Origin of the sequence: Pantoea ananatis PA13 (assembly GCF_000233595.1) — a bacterium.
Lineage (GTDB): Bacteria > Pseudomonadota > Gammaproteobacteria > Enterobacterales > Enterobacteriaceae > Pantoea > Pantoea ananatis.
In genome coordinates, this window is sequence record NC_017554.1 from 2,908,797 (window position 1) to 2,928,530 (window position 19,734).

Sequence of the window (19,734 nt, forward strand, 5' to 3'; positions counted from 1 at the left end):
AGTGCTGAGTGTTACAAGGCGTTATTCCCGTTCGGCATCGCGCCACATTGATTCGACCACGCGTTGTGCCAGCAGGGCCTGCTCGCCACTGGTCTCCGGCTTTGTCTGATTTTCGACACACTGGATAAAATGCTCTGCGGCCCCGACAAATCCGCGCTGGGCCAGATGGCTCTGCCAGGAGGGAGAAGGCGTGATCACCACCCCCGCCCCTCGCTCCACTTGCCCGTCGCGCATGTCATGAATATCAATGCATTGGCCATCGCCTATGGCGCTGACGCGTTCGCGCTGGCTTCCTGCCCGACGATGCATGCTGGTCGTGACCTGCAACTGTCCGGCATTGAAATGGTGCTCCGCATACAGCATCTGTCCCTGCTCATTGGTCAAGATGTGCCCCTGACGCGGAAGCGAACGTCCCCCGGCCAGCCACAAGGCGGTGTCGACAACATGGAGATAATCATCCAGTAACGTGAAGCGCAGATCCTGTGGACCCACGCTGTCGCTGCGGTGTTTCTCAACACGCAGCGAAGCAACCGATGCCATCTCGTCTTTGAGCTGCTGATAGGCGGGCGCAAAACGGCGATTAAAGGCCACCATCAGTCGGCGCTGTTTCTTTTCGGCCAGCGTAACAAGCGCCTCGGCCTGACTCAGGTTTTCTGCCAGCGGCTTATCGACACAGACGTCTTTTCCCGCCTGCAGCAGTGCATGCACGACCTCGTAATGACTGGCCGTACTGGTATGAACAAACACGGCATCACAGGCGGCCGCCAGGGCATTCAGCGTGCTGAAACAGGGGATCCGGTAACGTTCGCACACGACCTGCGCGTTCGCCTGGTTCGGCGAAAATGCCCCCACTAACTGCCATGCACGCGCCTGCGATAATACGGGCAGCCAGGCCTTTTGCGCGATGCCGCCTAAGCCGACCACACCAATACGAATCGTCATTTAGTGTTCTCTTTCCTGTAGCAGCGCCAGCTGCGCCTGTAAGTCTGCCACCTGCTGCTCCAGCGCGACGACGCGTTCCAGTAGGGCGACATCATGTGTGACTGCGTCAACCTGCGTCGGTGCGGGCGCTACCTCGCCGGCCAACAAGTGCATAAAGCGGCTTTCACGCTTGCCGGGCTCACGGGCCAGCCGTACAACCATCGGGCCGTCATCGCGTGACGCCAGCCCTTCCAGGATCTGTTCGACTTCAGCCACGTCGGCAAACTCGTGCAGGCGTCCGCTTCGCGTGCGCAGTTCACCCGGCGTCTGCGCGCCGCGCAGGAACAGAAGCGTCAGAACGGCTACTTCTGCACGGCTGAGCTGCAGATGTCCAAATGCCGAATTGCAGAAGCGCTGCTCATATTTAACGACCCGCTGGCCGAAGCCACTGTTCGCCGTCACCAGGTGTTTTTTAACCAGCTGGTCGAGCTCATTCTGGACATCGCTTTCGCTCAGTTCCATCACCGGCTCGCGGTTTGACTTCTGATTGCAGGCGTTAACCACCGCGTTCAACGAAAGCGGGTACTGTTCCGGCGTGGTCACCTGTTTTTCCAGCAGGCAACCTAACACGCGCAGAGCCTGCACCGACAAGGCTATCTTCATTTACCCCTCCTCGGGTTATCCACGACGGTTGGGCGTCCATTCTTTGCAGGTCAACGCCGTCAGGACATGATCCTGCCACTCGCCATTAATCATTAAATAATTTTTAGCATATCCCTCTTTTTCAAACCCGAGGCGCGCCAGCAGATCGCCACTACGCTGGTTGTGCGGCATATAGTTAGCCATGATGCGATGAATATACTGTTGCCGCTGCATATAACGAATCGCCGACTGCAGCGCTTCAAACATCATGCCCTGCCCCTGCCATTTTTCGCCGAGGGAATACCCAAGGTAACAGGCATGAAAGGCCCCGCGCAGGACATTGCTGAAGTTAGCCACGCCGCGTACCTCGGTTTCGTTGCTGTCCATCAACACAAAGTAGAAAGCCGATCCCTGTTTATGCATATCCGCAATCAGGCCGAGCCGCGCCTGCCAGCCAGAGGGATAACAATGGCTGTCATCGCGAACCGGTTCCCACGGCCTGAGAAAATCGCGATTTTCCGCATAGTAATCCGCTAACCGCCACGCATCGCGTTCGTGAACCAGTCTTACCACCAGCCGCTCGGTCGTGAGTCTCACCCTCAGCGCGGCAGAACGATAGCCAAACATCATCTCTCCTGAAATCCATGGCGGGAAGGAAATGCCAGTCTTTGATAACGTTCACTATAACCGTCGCCAGGTCTGCGGTAAAACGTTACGCGCGCAATCACAGACGGGCTGACCGTTTATGCTCCTGTGCGCTGACAGTGAAACCGCTCTTAACTGTTTCACTGCAGTCTGCGCGACACAAAAGACGCGTCGCGTTCCTGTCCTGCACGTGAACAGTTGCCCTTGCTGGCATGGGCGGGTTAGCCGTCACTGATCACGATGTCTGACCTGCTGGACGGGGCCTGGCTGACCCGGTGATCGCCGGCGAAGGGCGGCCAGCCTGCAGCGAAAGGCACGTTCGGTTACCCTAACTCAGCCCATTCCTGATGACAGACTGCACGCATTAGGGCAGGCTATGCCCTGATCTACTTTTTCATTTAAACGAGGGAATTATGAAGAAGGCTTTTCACGGGCTGATTGCCCTGTTTTTCGCGGTATTGCTGAGCGGCTGTAATCAGTTAACCCAGTACACCATCAGCGAGCAGGAGGTCAATCAGGCGCTGCAAAAACACAATAATTTCGAAAAAGACGTTGGCGTCTCAGGGCTGGTGAATGCCCATATTGTCCTGAATAACCTGACCAGTCAGATTGGTCGCGAAGAGCCGGGTAAAGTAACGTTATCGGGTAATGCGAAAATCAACGTGTCTTCGCTGTTTGGTCCACAACAGGCCGATATGCAGTTGAAGATGCGTGCGCAACCGGTGTTCGACAAACAGCAGGGTGCGATTTATCTGCGCGATATGGAAATTGTGGATGCACAGGTTCAGCCAGACAAGATGGCGTCCATCATGAAAACGCTGACGCCCTACCTGAATCAATCGCTGAAAAGCTATTTTGACCAGCAGCCTGCCTATGTGCTGAGTGCCGATCGCAGTAAAGCTGAATCGCTGGCGAAGAAATTTGCTAAAGGGTTGGAAGTGAAGCCAGGCGAGCTGGTGATCCCGTTCACCGATTAGCGCGTTCCGACAAATTTATCGCCTGCCTGATCCGCGCCTTTCGGCGCGGATTGCTTATCAGATGCAAAAACAGGTGCAAACGGTTGCCTGAGTCCTTATGCTTATAACCCGGCCTAAACACGCCATTCGTTTATCCTTCATGCCGGAGCCGTATTAATGACCGCACAACCTCAGCAACTTACTATCCGCCGCCCAGATGACTGGCATATCCATCTTCGTGATGACGAGATGCTTAAAACGGTGCTGCCTTACACCAGCGCGGTGAACGGTCGGGCTATCGTGATGCCCAACCTGGTTCCGCCGGTGGTCAGCGTCGCGGCGGGCGAAGCCTATCGCGATCGCATTCTGGCCGCGTTGCCTGACGGTCATGACTTTACCCCGCTGATGACCTGCTACCTGACCGACTCGTTAGACGCCGAAGAACTGGCGCGCGGTTACCACTCCGGCTTGTTCACTGCGGCCAAGCTCTATCCTGCCCATGCGACAACCAACTCCAGCCACGGCGTGACCAACATTGCGTCAATCGCGTCGGTGCTGGAGCGGATGCAAACGCTGGGCATGCCGCTGTTAGTGCATGGCGAGGTGACTGATTCACATATTGATATCTTTGACCGTGAAGCCCGCTTTATTGAAACGGTGATGGAACCGCTGCGTAAGCAATTCCCTGCGCTGAAAGTCGTGATGGAGCATATTACGACCAAAGAGGCCGCAGACTATGTGGAAAGCGCCAATGAAAACCTGGCCGCTACCCTTACCCCCCAGCACCTGATGTTTAACCGCAATCATATGCTGGTGGGCGGAATTCGTCCGCACCTTTACTGTCTGCCCATTCTGAAGCGCAATACGCATCAGCAGGCGTTGCGCAAGGTGGTGGCCAGCGGTCATCCACGTTTCTTCCTGGGTACCGACACCGCGCCTCACCTGAGCCATCTGAAAGAGAGCAGCTGCGGCTGTGCTGGCGTATTCAATGCGCCTACCTCCCTGCCCGCTTATGCCACGGTGTTTGAGGAGATCGGTGCGCTGGCGCATTTTGAAGCGTTCTGTTCAGAGAACGGTCCCCGCTTCTATGGTCTGCCGCTGAACGAAGGCACCATCACGCTGGTGCGTGAGCCCTGGACAGTCGCAGAAACAATTGAAATGGGCTCACATCAGCTGGTGCCTTTCCTGGCCGGTGAAACGCTGAACTGGCGTGTAAAATAATTTCACTTGCCTCCGGCATATTTATACTGTATTTATATACAGCATCTTATACGGAGGCTTTTATGCGTGTTGAAATTACCGTTGCCAAGACCCAACCTCTACCCGCTGGTGCGATAGAAGCCCTGAGCCAGGAACTGTCGCGCCGTATCGATGAACAATTCCCGCAATTCACCAATCACGTCAAAGTGCGTTACGCCACGGCTAACCAGCTCAGCGTGATGGGCGGAGATAAAGAGACGCGTGAACAAATCAGCGAAATCCTGCAACAAACGTGGGAAAGCGCTGACGACTGGTTCATTACCGATTAACCGCCACTGTGCTGTTTTTTGCCGGGTTTCGCCACCCGGTTTTTTTATCTTCATTTAAAGTCTGCCTAACCCCTCTCCCCATCTGGACTCTGAATGATCAATGTCCTATGCTGGCGCTGATCATGCATAAAAGGAGTTGCATCCCATGACTACAGATAAACCCGAAGAAGCGATGACCTTTGGCGAGTTGTTAACGCTGATTGGTGAACAGCAGCGTCGTTTAACGGTGCTGGAAAATGCGTTCTCCAGCCTGATTTTCTGTCTTGATGACCGGGCCAGTCAGTTACTGGTGCATAATCTTTCTCTTGAAGCCCAGAATCAAAACCATGATGAGCAACTGCAGCAGCAGTTTGCGCGCCTGGCCGAAACGTTACAGAAGCGCAGTGGGACAACCGGCGCGGAGACCGCCCTAATCTGACGTGCGGTTAACGCCAGTGATGAACAACTTTTACTGTTTAAATAGGACGATTAGCTACCTGTCATTCTGGTATTATATCTTCTCAGCTTTACCGTTTTAGAGACAAACATTCTGCTTTCAGGCGTTCCGTGATACGTTTTAATCAGTAAATCGCTATATTGCTGTTATAATTGTTTCGCAGTGGAAATAAAAAAGCCGCATTGAACCTCATCATGCACTTCGTTTAACGAGTAATAAGGAGGTTATAATGGACAGTCGCAAAGATGTAATTCAGACCCATCCACTGGTGGGCTGGGATATCAGTACTGTTGACAGCTATGATGCGATGATGATCCGCCTGCACTCCCTTTCGTCGCAAGATCAAACAGAAGAAGACGCAGACGTTGGCCCGACTTACTGGCTGACGACTGATGTAGCAAAGCAGTTCATCTCCATTCTTGAAGCCGGTATCGCCAAGATAGAATCTGCCGAGCAAGTAGAACGACTACTAAAGAAGCATTAATACTGCTGCATCAGCAAGGCACCCTTCAGGGTGCCTTTTTTATTGGGCTTTCTGGTATGCTGTTGATTATGTAACCCTTTCAGGAGTTCCATTTTCATGATTTACGATCTTATTGTGGTCGGGAGCGGCTCAGTCGGCGCAGCAGCAGGCTATTACGCCACGCAGGCCGGCCTCTCCGTACTGATGATTGACAGCGCCCATCCGCCTCATACTCAGGGCGCCCACCACGGCGAAAGCCGCCTGATTCGTCATGCTTACGGAGAAGGCGAGCGCTATGTGCCGCTGGTATTGCGTGCGCAGACGTTATGGGATGCGCTTGAGCAGCAGGCTGGCGAGCGCATTATGCACCGGTGCGGCGTCCTGAATATCGCCCCTGCTCACTCCGTGTTTATTCAAAACGTCATCAACAGCGCAAAAGCCTGGCAGCTTCCCGTCGAGATATTACAGGCCGCGGAGGTCAGAAAACGCTGGCCGCAGTTTAACGTCCCCGATGAGTACCTGGGCGTATTTGAGCCACAGTCCGGTTTTTTAAAAAGTGAACAGGCGGTGCGGAGCTGGATTCAGCTGGCGGAAAAACAGGGCTGTGCGCAGCTGTTTAACTGCCCCGTCACGCAAATCAGTCGTGAAGGCGATTTACAGCAGGTCACCACGATTGACGGCATTTACCGTGGGCGAAAAATGCTGGTGAGCGCCGGGACATGGGTCAGCAAACTGGTGCCGGATTTGCCGGTGGCACCAACGCGTAAGGTCTTTGCCTGGTATCAGGCTGATGGTCGTTACAGTGAAAACAATGCCTTTCCCGGATTCACCTGTGAAATGGCCGATGGCAGCCAGTATTATGGTTTCCCTGCCGATAACAACGCCCTGAAGTTAGGCCGCCATGATGGGGGCCAGTTGATGACCCAACCCGAAGATCGCAAACCCTTCGGTAGCCTGGCCGCCGATGGCAGCGAAACATTCCGCTTTTTGCGCCAGTTTTTACCCGGCGTTGGCGTGTGTTTGCACGGGGAAGCCTGCAGTTATGATGTCAGCCCCGATGAAGACTTTATTATCGATACCGTGCCGGGCGATCCTGACCGTCTGGTGATAACGGGCTTAAGCGGACACGGTTTCAAATTTGCCAGCGTTTTAGGCGAGCTTGCCAGTCAGTTTGCGCAGAATCAGCCTTTCAGTTTTGATCTCACACCGTTCAGGCTGTCACGCTTTCAGTAAATAGGGTGCGGCGGCCCGGTTTTACGCGGCGCCGCACTGACATATATTTACACTCCGGTTTTATCTGACTCCCTTCCTGCTGTTATATCCACGCAAACAGGCCCGTTTATCCACTTTTCAACGTCTCAGCGCCCGCGTAAAAAAGCCTTGTTCAATAATATTGTGCTTACGCGCACCGCTACGCGAGCCGATTTCATTAGTACAGGAGATATTTATAGAAAAGTAAGCATTATTGCTTTTGTGTTTCATTCTGTAGATTCTTATTTCTACATATTCTTAAGATACCGCTGCAAAAATGTTGCTAAGAAATTCACCCGGTCGTTATGGATGGCTCTCCATTTTCCTACACTGGTCAATGGCATTGGTTATCTATGCCATGTTCGCCCTGGGATTATGGATGGTTGGGCTGAGCTATTACGATACCTGGTATCACAATGCGCCAGAGATTCATAAGAGCATCGGGGTCATTCTGATGCTGGCCCTGATTATTCGCCTGATATGGCGCGTGGTTTCGCCGCCGCCTAAACCCCTGAGCAGTTATTCCCCTCTTGTGCGCATCACGGCTGTCGTGGCGCACGGATTACTCTATGGCCTGCTGATCGCCATCCTCTTCAGTGGCTATTTAATCTCTACCGCCGACGGCAAACCGGTTTCGGTGTTTGGCTGGTTCTCTCTGCCTGCTGTACTGACCGGCGCGGGCGAACAGGCAGATTTAGCGGGGAATATTCATTTATGGCTGGCCTGGTGCATCGTGATCCTGTCGGTGTTACATGGTCTGGCCGCACTAAAGCACCACTTTATCGATCGCGATATCACCCTGAAAAGGATGCTGGGTCTGGGCATCCGTTCCCCCTCTGAAAAGGAAAAATAATATGTTCAAAAAAACGCTTCTGGCCATCACAGGTGCCGGCCTGCTGCTGGGTTCACTGACCGCCAGTGCCGCTGATTACAAAATTGATAAAGAGGGCCAGCACGCCTTTGTACAGTTTCGTATCAAGCACTTAGGCTACAGCTGGCTGTACGGCACCTTTAAAGATTTCGACGGTTCGTTCAGCTTCGATGCCAGTAATCCTTCAGCCGATAAAGTGGATGTGACCATCAACACCAACAGCGTGGACACCAATCATGCCGAGCGTGACAAGCATATTCGCGGTCCTGAATTCCTGAATGTGGCTAAACATCCCACTGCGACCTTTAAATCAACCTCGGTGAAGAAAGACGGCGATAAACTGGCCGTTACAGGAGATTTAACGCTGAATGGCGTGACCAAACCTGTGACGCTGGAAGCCAAAATGATGGGTGAAGGTAAGGATCCGTGGGGCGGCTATCGTGCCGGTTTTGAAGCGGAAGGCGAGATTGCGCTGAAAGACTTTAATATTACTCAGGATCTTGGGCCAGCCTCTCAGAACGTTGAGTTAATCATCTCAGTAGAAGGCGTACGTCAGTAATCTTAAGCCGCCTGAAGCCAGGCTTCAGGCGGCTCCGGCTATTTGCGGGTTGGCGCAGGAATGGTCATATTCAGCAAGCCACGCGACTTGTTGAAAATTTTATTGCCATTCTCACGTCCTGCCCGGCGAGCGCGTTGCTCTTCGGGTGACAGGCGGGCTTCCTCCTGACAGAGCGGGCTACAGCAGTGCTCGTACTTTTCGGCACAACGTTCACACTGGATAAACAGCAGGTGACAGCCGTCATTAACGCAGTTTACGTGGGTGTCACACTGCGTCCCGCACTGGTGGCAGTGGGATAACACATCATCCGAAATACGCTCGCCCATGCGTTCATCAAAGACAAAGTTCTTGCCTTTGAAACGCACCGGAAGATTTTGTTCCCGTGCGCGGCGCGCATACTCAATAATGCCGCCTTCGACGTGATAAACATCTTCGAACCCGTTATGGCGCATCCAGGCGCTGGCTTTTTCGCAGCGAATCCCCCCGGTGCAGTACATGACGATTTTTTTATCCTTCTTATCCTTCAGCATGTCCACCGCCATCGGCAACTGGTCACGGAAGGTATCGGCAGGCACCTCAAGCGCATTATCAAAGCGCCCGACTTCATACTCGTAATGATTTCGCATATCCACGAATACCGCATCGGGATCGTCAAGCATAGCGTTCACTTCCGCCGCTTTCAGATAGTTGCCGACGTTGCTGGCATCAAAAGTTTCATCGTCGATGCCGTCCGCGACAATGCGGTCACGTACTTTCAGACGCAATACCCAAAACGATTTGCCATCGTCGTCGAGCGCGATATTCATACGCAGATGATTTAACGCCGGATCAAAACCGTACAAATAGGCCTTCATCGCCTCGTACTGGCTGGCGGGCACGCTCAGTTGTGCGTTGATGCCTTCGTGCGCAACGTAAATACGCCCAAACACCTTCAATGCGGTTAACCCGAGATAGAGTTCGTCGCGAAACGCTTTTGGATCGGCAATAGTGAAATACTTGTAAAAAGAGACTGTGGTGCGCGGCTCGGTTTCCGCCAGCATGCGCGCCTTCAGCTCTTTATTGGAAACAAGGTTGTGTAACACTGGCATGGTGTTCGTTCCTGTTATCAATAGAAGAAATTTAGCGCGCACATGATACCTGAATTGAAAAAAATGCGAAGCGTATAAGAAAAATTGATAGTTTAACCTGTACATTTTCGCCGGTCCGGGTATTCATACTTCTCTTTTTGCTCCCGACAACAACCTGCGAAATGCTGTAACATTTCAGCAGTGGGAAAAAAATGGCACAATAACCGCAACTGACGAAAAACAGCACCGCTGGTGCACGACGCAGGATAATAATATTTAAGATGACCCAATTGCCCCAATTTTCACGCGCGCTTTTGCATCCCCGCTATTGGTTAACCTGGCTGGGCATAATTCTGTTGTATATCCTGGTATTGCTGCCCTATCCACTACTCTATGCACTTGGTTGCCGTATTGGTCGCCTTGGTATGCGCTTCATGAAGCGACGCGTGGCCATTGCGCGCCGTAATCTGGAGCTCAGCTTTCCCGAGATGCCGGAAGTCGATCGCGAAGCCATGATTAAGCATAACTTTGAATCGGTAGGGATGGGGCTGATTGAAACCGGCATGGCCTGGTTCTGGCCCGACTGGCGCATCCACAAATGGCACAAACCTTCTGGTCTGGAACATATTCAGCAGGCCCATGATAGCCAGCGCGGCGTGCTGTTAATTGGCATGCATTTCTTAACGCTGGAGATCGGTGCTCGCATGTTTGGCATCCATAATCCCGGCATTGGCGTCTACCGGCCTAACGACAATAAATTAATCGACTGGCTGCAGACGCGCGGTCGTATGCGCTCAAACAAAGGGATGTTAGATCGTAAAGATCTCAAAGGCATGATTCGGGCGTTAAAGCGCGGCGATATCATCTGGTACGCGCCCGACCATGATTATGGCCCGCGCAGCAGCGTATTTGTGCCCTTCTTTGGCGTGGAAAAGGCGGCAACAACCGTGGGTACGCATATGCTGATCCGCACCGGTAAACCCGCCGTCATCCCCTTTGTTCCACGTCGCCTGCCCGAAGGACGCGGCTACGAACTGATTATTCTGCCTGACGTCAGCGCGAATTTCCCCCTGACCAGCGACGAAGACACGGCTCTGCGCATGAACAAGGTGGTTGAAGAAGGCGTGCTCATCGCCCCTGAACAGTACATGTGGCTGCACCGCCGTTTCAAAACCCGGCCAGAAGGTGAGCCTTCACGCTATTAGATCCGCTGCTCAGCCGCTGTTCGCGTTTACTGCGAGCAGCGGCTGCCGGGCGATAACGGACTGAACAGTTCCAACGTAATCAGGCGATGAATATGATTATCCGAGGCGGCGATGTCCAGCCCTGGCATGTTGAGTATGCAAAGCCCGTCGAGCCCACAGACCAGACTAATTAGCCGCCAGGCAATATTGTCCGCTTTATCAAGTAGCCTGAACTCACCGGCTTCCTCCCCCGCCTTGATGACGGCGACGGTTTCCTGCTGCCACATCTCCATTGCAACGATATAGGCGCCGCGCATTTCTGCATCGCGTCCTGCCAGGATCTGGGCTTCGCGCCACAACCGAATGTAGGGCTCAAACCGGCCATCATCGCTACCCAGCATGGAGAAGAGTCGCTCACGCCAGCTGGCGTTTTTCGTTACGGTTTCGGTGTCCAGTATTCTTCGGCTCAGGCGAATAAACGCCTGGGACTTAAGCTCGCCAATACCCGAGAAGTGATGGTGCACCTGACCAACGGCAACCTGCGCCTCTGCGGCGATACGTCTTACCGTCATGGCCGCATAGCCTTCCTGAAGGGCTACGGTCATTGCGGCCTGCAGTATGCCTTCCCGGCGCTCATCGCGACTTAAATAGTTCATCTCAACCTACCTGAAACGGTAAAGCAACGAGTCTAACAAAAAGCTGGACAAGCGTTCAACATTAAGTAGGATCCGTTTTGGACATGTGTTCAACTTTATTTCAAAGGGATCGTAATGCTTCGTCAGTGGGTCGCGTTGGTGATTATCGTCATGCTGTATATCCCGGTCGCAATCGATGCCACGGTGCTGCATGTTGCCGTACCGACGCTGAGCATGACGCTAAACGCCAGTGGCAACCAGCTGCTGTGGATCATTGATATCTACTCACTGGTCATGGCCGGTATGGTGTTACCTATGGGTGCACTGGGCGATCGTATCGGATTTAAACGCCTGCTGATAACGGGTAGCCTGCTGTTTGGCCTGTCATCGCTGGCGGCGGCGCTGGCCCCTTCGGCTGCGTGGCTGATAGCAACCCGCGCGTCACTGGCCATCGGGGCGGCCATGATCATCCCGGCAACGCTTGCCGGGATCCGGACACTGTTTGTTGAAGCGCGCGATCGCAATATTGCGCTGGGCGTCTGGGCCGCCGTCGGTTCCGGTGGCGCCGCGTTTGGCCCGCTGATTGGCGGTGCCGTACTGGAACATTATGACTGGGGGGCGATTTTTTTCATTAACGTCCCGCTTGTCGTGGTGATAGTTGCGCTCGCCGTCTGGCTGATTCCGGGACAGCCGGGGCGACCGGAGCAAAAACTGAATCTGCCCCATGCGCTGCTGTTGATCGTCGCCATACTGCTGTTGGTCTACAGCGCCAAAACGGCGCTCAAGGGTGATGTATCGCCGTCGCAGGTCACGGCAGCCCTGATCGCAGGCGCCGCGATGCTTGCCTTGTTTATCCGTCTTCAACGGCGAGCGGAACAGCCGATGATCGATTTGCAGCTGTTTTGCCATCGCATAATTTTAAGTGGTGTGGTGATGGCCCTGACCGCGATGATCGCGCTGGTGGGTTTTGAACTGCTTATGGCGCAGGAGCTGCAGTTTGTTCATGGCTTCACGCCCTTCGAAGCCGGAAAATTTATGTTGCCGGTCATGATTGCCAGCGGCTTCAGCGGCCCCATCGCAGGGATCCTGGTCGGCAAGCTGGGTCTGAGGCCGGTCGCAGTTGGCGGCATGGGATTCAGCGGTATCAGCTTTCTGGGGCTGTCGATGCTGGACTTCAGTACCCAGCAGTGGCAGGCCTGGAGCCTGATGGTGCTGCTGGGCTTTAGCGCATCCAGTGCCCTGCTGGCGTCGACCTCTGCCATTATGGCGGCCGCGCCAAAAGAAAAAGCCGCCGCAGCCGGCGCCATTGAAACCATGTCCTATGAGCTGGGTGCCGGACTGGGCATTGCCCTCTTTGGTCTGCTGCTGACCCGTAGCTTTACCGCTTCGATTGTGCTGCCGTCGGCACTGGACCCTGGGCTTGCAGAAAAAGCCTCATCCTCCATCGGTGAGGCCATTAAAGTGGCACAGACGCTGGAGCCTGCACTCGCCGGGGCAACGATTCAGGCGGCAAAAGCGGCCTTTATCACCTCTCACAGCGTGGCGCTGGTCAGCGCGGCTGTGCTGTTACTCCTGCTGGCTGCGGGTATTGGATTTAGCCTGGCAAAGAGCACGCAGAAGTAACCGATGCGTTGCCGCGAACCGGCGCTGCAACGGGAGAACGATCCCGCAGTAACGATCGTGATAATATTCGCGATCGTTACTGCCTGAAGCCCTGTGATCAGGCTGGCGATAGCGCCGCTGAGCGGCTCAACAACGGAAAAATCTATGCTCTGGCTTATCTCTAAATATGCGATAACTGCCCTGATGGTGGTGATTATTTCTGAAGCGGCTAAACGCAGCGATCGCCTGGGTGGGCTCCTGGCCGCCCTGCCGCTTGTCACCATCCTGGTGTTGATCTGGATGAAACTTGAAGGACAGAGCCAGACAAAGATCGCCGCTCATGCCTGGTATACATTCTGGTATGTGGTACCGACCCTGCCAATGTTTATCCTCTTCCCGTTTTTGTACCAACGTACCGGCTTCTGGCTCACGCTGGGGCTGAGTTGCCTGATCACGATCGTCCTGTTCATGCTGTGGGCAGGTTTTCTGAAAAGGTTTGGTATTGACCTGTTGTAGCCTACCGATATGGCCAGCAGGTGTTCAGCTATAGCAGCTAACGGATGCGATTCAGGACTGGCTGTATGTGCAGAACGTTCGTCCGCTAAAGTGGCCCGACTTTCCCTCCTGAGATTTTCGTCTATTCTTCACTGAAATCACGTTAATCAGGCAAGGAGAGAAGCATGAGTATGTTCACTACACTGGAAGAAGCGATTGATGCTGCGCGTGAAGAGTTTCTCGCCAGCCATCCGGATATTGAGCAAGACGATGCGGCCATCAACCAGTTTGGCTTGCAAAAATATGTGATGCAGGACGGTGACATCATGTGGCAGGCAGAGTTCTTCGAAGACGAAGGGGATTCGGGCGAATGCTTGCCTGTGCGCAGCAATGAAGCCGCTCAGGCTATCTTTGACGGCGATTTTGATGAGATTGAACTGCGTCAGGAGTGGTTAGCAGAAAATACGCTGCACGAGTGGGATGACGGTGAGTTTCAACTTGAACCTCCGCTGGACAGCGAAGAAGGTAAAGCCGCAGCGCAGGAATGGGAAGACGATAACAGCGACTCTGACCGCAGTTACTCGTAAGGGCCATGGCTGGCATCTACCGGAATCAGCAGCGTGTCGACCACCAGTGACAGCGGCAGGTCGAGAATGGTGATAACCCGCCATGCGCCATCACGGATATCCCACTTTACGCCGGGGTAAAACTGATTACCGTGTCCCTGCCCGGGCACGGTACGGCTGATGATACTGCCGCAGCCGCTCAGCGTAACGACGGCGAGGGATAACAGGATGACTTTAGCGAATGTATTCACAATAGCGACTCAGGTTAAACAGGCGCTATTTTAATCATGAGTTGAGCCGGGTTGCCATCCCCATTCGTGCAAAGTGCAAAATAATGTTGCCGTCTGTAACCGGCGACGGGCGTAAAAAAAGCGGCATTTCTGCCGCTTTCTTCGTTGCTACGCCTGATGCGGTAAGGCATCGGGGTTGAGAGGCATTTTTTGATAGCTCTCTACCCACTGATGATACTTTTCACCACTTTCCCACAGGCGAGTATGTACACGCGCCAGCACCACCGGATCGCTGATCAGCTGCAAGCGCTGCTCTCGATTCAGTTTTTCCGGCGCATCGCTCAGTGCCTGATCGACGTGGCGATCGCGCGCATGATCCAGTAACTGGCTCTGCTTGTGGCGTGAGGTCGCAAGCGCGGTCGCCAGGGCGTTAAACGCAGGATGGAACAGCGCATGCATAAAGCCATTTTTCAGCACGCGCTGACGGTTGAGTTCCACATAGCGATCGGTATCCACCAGCTCTTTCGGCGGATCGTACTCTTCCGGGATCAGGAACAGCTTCGCTTTCTTACTCTTGATGCCGAGGCCAGAGCGGCTCGACATCACCGATACAAACGGCGACAGAATAAGCGAGAACACGATTGGCGCCAGCCACCACAGGAAGTTGAGATCCAGCCACCCCATCCCGGCAGCCCAGACAATGCCCAGGGCCATCTGCGAACCGTGACGCTTGAAGGCTTCGCTCCAGGGTGTGGCATCATCGTCACGCTGCGGTGAGTTCCAGACCACTTCCCAGCCCAGGAACGCGCTTACCACAAATACGGTGTGGAACAGCATACGCACCGGTGCCAGCAGCACCGAGAACAGCATCTCCAGCAGCAGCGAGACGAACAGACGTAGCGCACCGCCGTAGGGTTTCGCCCCCTTACACCAGATCAGCACGACGCTGAGCAGTTTCGGCAGGAACAGCAGCACCAGCGTGGTCGAGAACAGCGCAATCGCCAGTTCAGGACGCCACTGGGGCCAGACCGGGAACAGCTGCCTTGGCTGCAGGAAGTAAGTGGGCTCCATGAGCGTATGCACCACCTGTAACGCGGTGGACAGTGCCAGGAACAGGAACCACAGCGGTGCCGACAGATAAGACATCACGCCCGTCAGGAAGACGGCACGGTGCACCGGGTGCATCCCTTTCACCAGAAACAGGCGAAAGTTCATCAGGTTACCGTGACACCAGCGGCGATCGCGCTTAAGTTCGTCCAGCAGGTTTGGCGGGAGCTCCTCATAGGAACCCGGCAAATCATAGGCGATCCATACGCCCCAGCCAGCACGGCGCATCAGTGCCGCTTCCACGAAGTCATGCGACAGGATGGAACCGGCAAACGAGCCTTCACCCGGCAGCGGTGCCAGTGCGCAGTGCTCGATAAACGGCTTCACACGAATGATGGCGTTATGGCCCCAGTAGTGCGATTCACCCAACTGCCAGAAGTGCAGACCGGCGGTAAACAACGGGCCGTAAACGCGGGTCGCAAACTGCTGACAACGCGCATAAAGCGTGTCCATGCCCGAGGCTTTTGGCGAAGACTGGATGATACCGGCATTAGGGTTAGCATCCATCATGCGCACCAGGCCCGTCAGACATTCACCGCTCATGACGCTGTCGGCGTCCAGCACCACCATGTAGCTATAGTTGCTGCCCCAGCGACGGCAGAAGTCATCGATGTTGCCGCTTTTACGCTTCACACGGCGACGACGACGGCGATAGAATATCTTGCCCGCGCCACCGACGTCACGTACCAGCTCCATCCAGGCTTTCTGCTCAGCGATAGCGATATCGGCATCGTAACTGTCACTCAGGATGTAAACATCAAAGTGCTCAGCATTGCCGGTACGCACCACTGATTCCCAGGTCGCCCGTAAACCAGCAAAAACGCGTCCTACATCTTCATTACAGATCGGCATGATCAGCGCGGTACGGTGCGCGGGATTAAGGGGTTCATCGCCGACGGTAGAATAGGAAATGCTGTATTTATCCCGACCAATCAGCAGTTGCAGGAAGCCCATCAACGCCGTCCAGAAACCCGCCGACACCCAGCAGAACAGGATCGCAAACAGGAACAGAATCCCGGTCTGCAACACATAAGGCAGAATCTGCATAACAGACTGCTGCCAGTTCTGGTTGATCATGTCCATGGGATCCAGCAGCGTCCAGCCCTGGTAAGGCAAAATGGTTTTCATGTACCACGTCGCCACCACGGTCTGCATAATCGTGAGGATCAACAGAATATAACGACGAATGGACCCCACGTGGCGCCACTTCTCTTCCGCGCGCTGCTCTTCGGCCGAAGCATAACGGGGAACAGACTTGTGTCCCCGTAGCGAGTCCCAGGCGCGAGCCAGCGGGTTAGTGCGCCAGGCTTCCGGGAACATCAATGAACGCTTCACTTTTGGCATCGCCTTTAACGTGGTGCGATCAAGATAGTCCTTGCCTAACTGTTGTCCCCCGGCAAGTGAATCGGGCCAGGCCATTTCCACTCGCGACGACACCGATTTTAAAGGTGCATCCTCAGGGCGATCGCTGGCAGCCACATCCTGGCCCAGCGATTCGTGTAACTGGTGAAACGTCTGCGCATTTTGCAACGAAGCGGCCAGACGCGTTTTTCCTGCCGCATCCAGCGGCAGGGCTTCTACATAGCGTTGAGGTGTAAAAGTCAAATTATTCATTGGCAGGTAACTGATAGCTCCAGGTTTCCGTCAATGTCTTGTCACCGCTGACCAGCGCTGCACGCATCTCTGTCGCCTGCTTGTTATCTTTCACGCGCAGACGCAATACCAGACGCCAGCCTTTGGTGACCGGATTGTAGCGAACGCTTTGTTCGACCACTTCGGCGTTCTTGCCTACGCTGACCTGCGGCGCAACCTGACTGTCGGCAGGCATTTCACTCATGTCTTTGCCGACGAAATCGATGGTGAAGGCAACAGTGCCATCCGGTTGACGGACTAAATTCGACTGCTTCACATCGCCCGCTGAACGCAGCGTATCTTTCACCCAGGCAACATCGTCAGAATGCAGTTTGTTTTCATTACGGCCAAAGTGCAGACGGTATTTGAAATCCATCGCTTTACCCGGTTCCGGCAGGTTTTCCGGTGTCCAGAACGTCACGATGTTATCGTTCGTCTCATCTGCGGTAGGAATCTCAACCAGCTCAACGCGCCCTTTACCCCAGTCGCCGATTGGCTCAACCCAGCCGCTTGGACGCAGGTCGTAACGGTCATCCAGGTCCTGATAGTTATTGAAATCACGTCCGCGCTGTAACAGCCCGAAGCCTTTTGGATTTTCAATGGTATAGGTGCTGACGGCCAGGTGACGTGGGTTATTCAGCGGACGCCAAATCCACTCACCGTTGCCGCTGTGAATCGACAGACCGTCTGAATCATGCAGTTCAGGACGGAAATTAGACACTGGCGACGGCTGATTGCGGCCAAACAGGAACATGCTGGTTAACGGTGCAATACCCAGTTTACCTACGTTGTCGCGTAAATAGACTTTGGTCTGCACATCAACCGTGGATTCCTGGCCTGGATGGATGGTAAAGCGATAAGCACCGGTCGCGCGTGGAGAATCCAGCAGTGCGTAGATCACCAGCTGCTTGTCCTGAGGTTTGGGTCGTTCAATCCAGAACTCTTTAAAACGCGGGAACTCTTCGCCTGATGGCAGTGCGGTGTCGATAGCCAGACCACGGGCAGACAGGCCATAAACCTGACCGGCACCGATCACGCGGAAATAGCTGGCGCCGAGGAAGCTGGCGATTTCGTCATCTTTCTTGTTCTTGCTGTTCAACGGATACAGCACTTTAAAACCCGCAAAGCCGAGGTTTTTCACCGCATCGGCATCGTGTTTCACATTGCCGAAGTTGAAATAATCAGGACTGTATTTGATTTCGCGTACGGTATTGGCGGTGATCTCGTTAATTTTCACCGGCAGATCAAAGTACATCCCCTGATGGTAGAATTCGAGTTTGAACGGCGTACGCAGTTTGCCCCAATACGCTTTATCGTGGTTGAACTGAATCTGCTGGTAGTCAGCAAATTTCATATCACGAAATTGAGAGGGTAAATTGCTTTTTGGCGCTTCGAAGCTTTTTCCGGACAGATCTTTGGCTTGTTTTGCCACATCATCAAAATTAAACGCCCAACTGTTGTTGGCATACAAAGCCAGCAGGACTGCCGCGCCAATCCAGCGCATTTTCGTCAGCCCAACATTATTTTTTTCTTTAGTCAGCACATCCCCCCCTTTCGTGTGCTTAATACAAACCCGCTTATCTTAATGGATAATTCGGCTTTCCGACAGCACATGCACAACAATGTTCCCGATAATCCTCTGCTCGAGGGGTGATTTTAGGACAATTAAACGTTACGGGCTCAACTGAGATTCAACTGATAGTATACTCTGTTATCTGCAGCTAGAATTTCCTTCCGACATAATACGGTTTCAGGGCGAAACCGGCTAAAAACGTACTAACGAACTGGAACTTTATGAGTACAACAAAAACTGAGCGTGAGTATTTTCTCGACTCGATCCGGGCCTGTTTGATGTTATTGGGCGTGCCGTTTCACGTTTCCCTGATCTATTCGTCGCAGAAATGGGCCGTCAACAGCAGCGACGCTTCGCTATGGCTTACGACCCTGAATGATTTTATTCATGCGTTCCGCATGCAGGTGTTTTTTGTCATCTCCGGCTACTTCTCTTACATGCTCTATCTGCGCTATCAGCCCCGACGCTTTCTGAAAGTTCGTCTGGAGCGGGTCGGCATTCCGATGCTGACGGCGGTGCCCTTAATTACGCTGCCGCAGTTCTTTATGCTGAAGGCATGGACAAGCAAATACGCGGACTGGAGCGCCCTGCCGCCCTACGCGAAATTCAACAACCTGATGTGGGAGCTGATCTCCCACCTGTGGTTTTTACTGGTGCTGTTAATTCTTACCACACTCGGCATGATCACGTTCCGCTGGTTGCGGGATCAAAAGCGTAACATTGATTATCAACGCGTGGGCTGGGGGAAACTGGCGCTTGGCCTGTTGATCTGGGGCCTGATGTGGGGCGCATTTCGACGCGTTGTCTTTTACACGAATCCAACCCTGTTAAGCGATGCGCTGTTTAATTTCGTGGTGATGCAGTCCCTGTTCTACCTGCCCTTTTTTATGCTGGGCGCACTCAGTTGGAAACATCAGGCGCTGAAACAGCTGTTCGTGCGGGTGAATCCCGTGCTGTTCATTGGCGCAGTGCTGCTGCTGGTGGCATATATTGTCAATCAACGCACAAGCAGTGGTGAAGGCTGGTTGTATGAGCTGGACGCGTTAATCAGCAGCATGATGGGACTTTGCATGCTGAACGTCTGCTACAGTCTGGGACATAAACTGCTTAACTCACATTCGCCAGGCATTATGTATCTGGTTAACGCCTCGCTGTTTATTTATCTGGTGCACCATCCCCTGACGCTGCTGTACGGCATTTATGTGACGCCTGTACTGCATAACAATACGCTGGGCTTCCTGCTGGGTCTGGTCATGGTATTTGGCGTGTCATTCACGTTGTATGAGTTGCACCTGCGTATTCCTCTTCTGCGTTTTCTGTTTTCCGGTAAGCCGCAGAAGCGCTAATGATAAGGCGATCGCTGCCGATCG

The 19,734-nt window shown here is 53.8% G+C and carries 21 protein-coding genes; 13 read left to right on the forward strand and 8 right to left on the reverse strand.

Features of this window, described 5'->3' with window-relative positions; translation table 11 throughout:
• Positions 1 to 21: 21 nt before the first annotated feature.
• From PAGR_RS13695 to rimJ, 3 genes are read right to left on the reverse strand one after another with little or no spacing between them, the layout of a single operon-like run.
• Positions 22 to 942 (reverse strand): Gfo/Idh/MocA family protein, encoded by a 921-nt coding sequence (locus tag PAGR_RS13695; RefSeq protein WP_014606139.1) that lies wholly within the window; start codon positions 940 to 942, stop codon positions 22 to 24.
• On the reverse strand, positions 943 to 1,584 hold the full coding sequence (locus PAGR_RS13700) for a DUF480 domain-containing protein (RefSeq protein WP_014606140.1): 642 nt from the start codon (positions 1,582 to 1,584) through the stop codon (positions 943 to 945).
• A gap of 15 nt (positions 1,585 to 1,599) precedes the next feature.
• Positions 1,600 to 2,190: a ribosomal protein S5-alanine N-acetyltransferase gene (gene rimJ, locus PAGR_RS13705; RefSeq protein WP_014606141.1), complete on the reverse strand. Its 591-nt coding sequence runs from the start codon at positions 2,188 to 2,190 to the stop codon at positions 1,600 to 1,602.
• A 431-nt stretch (positions 2,191 to 2,621) separates the two neighbouring features.
• Between rimJ and PAGR_RS13710 the strand changes: the two genes are divergently transcribed.
• The 8 genes from PAGR_RS13710 to PAGR_RS13745 all read left to right on the forward strand — a co-directional run bounded on the left by PAGR_RS13710 (position 2,622) and on the right by PAGR_RS13745 (position 8,273).
• Complete coding sequence (locus tag PAGR_RS13710; protein WP_014593411.1) at positions 2,622 to 3,185, forward strand: lipoprotein; 564 nt, start codon at positions 2,622 to 2,624, stop codon at positions 3,183 to 3,185.
• 156 nt (positions 3,186 to 3,341) lie between these two features.
• Entirely contained in the window at positions 3,342 to 4,385 is a 1,044-nt protein-coding gene (gene pyrC / locus PAGR_RS13715) for a dihydroorotase (RefSeq protein ID WP_014606142.1), read from the forward strand.
• 62 nt (positions 4,386 to 4,447) lie between these two features.
• Positions 4,448 to 4,693, forward strand: coding sequence for a DNA damage-inducible protein I (gene dinI / locus PAGR_RS13720; RefSeq protein ID WP_013025336.1), 246 nt, complete (start codon positions 4,448 to 4,450; stop codon positions 4,691 to 4,693).
• 145 nt (positions 4,694 to 4,838) lie between these two features.
• Positions 4,839 to 5,111: a hypothetical protein gene (locus PAGR_RS13725; protein ID WP_014606143.1), complete on the forward strand. Its 273-nt coding sequence runs from the start codon at positions 4,839 to 4,841 to the stop codon at positions 5,109 to 5,111.
• Between the two features lie 247 nt (positions 5,112 to 5,358).
• A complete protein-coding gene (bssS, locus tag PAGR_RS13730) occupies positions 5,359 to 5,613 on the forward strand; it encodes a biofilm formation regulator BssS (protein ID WP_013025334.1) in 255 nt (84 codons plus the stop codon).
• Positions 5,614 to 5,709: 96 nt separating this feature from the next.
• A complete protein-coding gene (gene solA, locus PAGR_RS13735) occupies positions 5,710 to 6,825 on the forward strand; it encodes an N-methyl-L-tryptophan oxidase (RefSeq protein ID WP_013025333.1) in 1,116 nt (371 codons plus the stop codon).
• A gap of 295 nt (positions 6,826 to 7,120) precedes the next feature.
• Positions 7,121 to 7,696: a cytochrome b gene (locus PAGR_RS13740; protein ID WP_014606144.1), complete on the forward strand. Its 576-nt coding sequence runs from the start codon at positions 7,121 to 7,123 to the stop codon at positions 7,694 to 7,696.
• A 1-nt stretch (position 7,697) separates the two neighbouring features.
• A complete protein-coding gene (locus PAGR_RS13745; protein WP_013025331.1) occupies positions 7,698 to 8,273 on the forward strand; it encodes a YceI family protein in 576 nt (191 codons plus the stop codon).
• Positions 8,274 to 8,311: 38 nt separating this feature from the next.
• Here PAGR_RS13745 and trhO read toward each other — a convergent pair whose 3' ends face one another.
• Positions 8,312 to 9,361, reverse strand: coding sequence for an oxygen-dependent tRNA uridine(34) hydroxylase TrhO (gene trhO / locus PAGR_RS13750; protein ID WP_014606145.1), 1,050 nt, complete (start codon positions 9,359 to 9,361; stop codon positions 8,312 to 8,314).
• Positions 9,362 to 9,621: 260 nt separating this feature from the next.
• On the opposite strand from trhO, the gene PAGR_RS13755 reads away from it, so the two are divergent.
• The gene (locus PAGR_RS13755; protein WP_013025329.1) at positions 9,622 to 10,545 is read left to right on the forward strand and encodes a Kdo(2)-lipid IV(A) acyltransferase; all 924 of its coding nucleotides are present in this window, start codon (positions 9,622 to 9,624) and stop codon (positions 10,543 to 10,545) included.
• Positions 10,546 to 10,571: 26 nt separating this feature from the next.
• On the opposite strand, the gene PAGR_RS13760 is transcribed toward PAGR_RS13755, so the two are convergent.
• A complete protein-coding gene (locus PAGR_RS13760; protein WP_014593406.1) occupies positions 10,572 to 11,180 on the reverse strand; it encodes a TetR family transcriptional regulator in 609 nt (202 codons plus the stop codon).
• A gap of 114 nt (positions 11,181 to 11,294) precedes the next feature.
• Between PAGR_RS13760 and PAGR_RS13765 the strand changes: the two genes are divergently transcribed.
• The 3 genes from PAGR_RS13765 to PAGR_RS13775 all read left to right on the forward strand — a co-directional run bounded on the left by PAGR_RS13765 (position 11,295) and on the right by PAGR_RS13775 (position 13,843).
• Positions 11,295 to 12,782, forward strand: a complete 1,488-nt coding sequence (locus tag PAGR_RS13765; RefSeq protein ID WP_014606146.1) for an MFS transporter — start codon at positions 11,295 to 11,297, stop codon at positions 12,780 to 12,782.
• A 144-nt stretch (positions 12,783 to 12,926) separates the two neighbouring features.
• Complete coding sequence (locus PAGR_RS13770) at positions 12,927 to 13,277, forward strand: DUF3147 family protein (protein WP_013025326.1); 351 nt, start codon at positions 12,927 to 12,929, stop codon at positions 13,275 to 13,277.
• 164 nt (positions 13,278 to 13,441) lie between these two features.
• Complete coding sequence (locus PAGR_RS13775; RefSeq protein WP_013025325.1) at positions 13,442 to 13,843, forward strand: MysB family protein; 402 nt, start codon at positions 13,442 to 13,444, stop codon at positions 13,841 to 13,843.
• Here PAGR_RS13775 and PAGR_RS13780 read toward each other — a convergent pair.
• The 3 genes from PAGR_RS13780 to PAGR_RS13790 all read right to left on the reverse strand — a co-directional run bounded on the left by PAGR_RS13780 (position 13,834) and on the right by PAGR_RS13790 (position 18,304).
• A complete protein-coding gene (locus PAGR_RS13780) occupies positions 13,834 to 14,073 on the reverse strand; it encodes a YceK/YidQ family lipoprotein (protein ID WP_013025324.1) in 240 nt (79 codons plus the stop codon). The genes PAGR_RS13775 and PAGR_RS13780 overlap by 10 nt on opposite strands.
• A gap of 147 nt (positions 14,074 to 14,220) precedes the next feature.
• On the reverse strand, positions 14,221 to 16,773 hold the full coding sequence (mdoH, locus tag PAGR_RS13785) for a glucans biosynthesis glucosyltransferase MdoH (protein WP_014606147.1): 2,553 nt from the start codon (positions 16,771 to 16,773) through the stop codon (positions 14,221 to 14,223).
• Entirely contained in the window at positions 16,766 to 18,304 is a 1,539-nt protein-coding gene (locus tag PAGR_RS13790; RefSeq protein ID WP_041457564.1) for a glucan biosynthesis protein G, read from the reverse strand. Before PAGR_RS13790 ends, mdoH begins: the two co-directional genes overlap by 8 nt.
• Before the next feature lie 281 nt (positions 18,305 to 18,585).
• Here PAGR_RS13790 and mdoC point away from each other — a divergent pair, with 281 nt between their 5' ends.
• Entirely contained in the window at positions 18,586 to 19,710 is a 1,125-nt protein-coding gene (gene mdoC, locus PAGR_RS13795) for a glucans biosynthesis protein MdoC (protein WP_014593404.1), read from the forward strand.
• Positions 19,711 to 19,734: the final 24 nt, after the last annotated feature.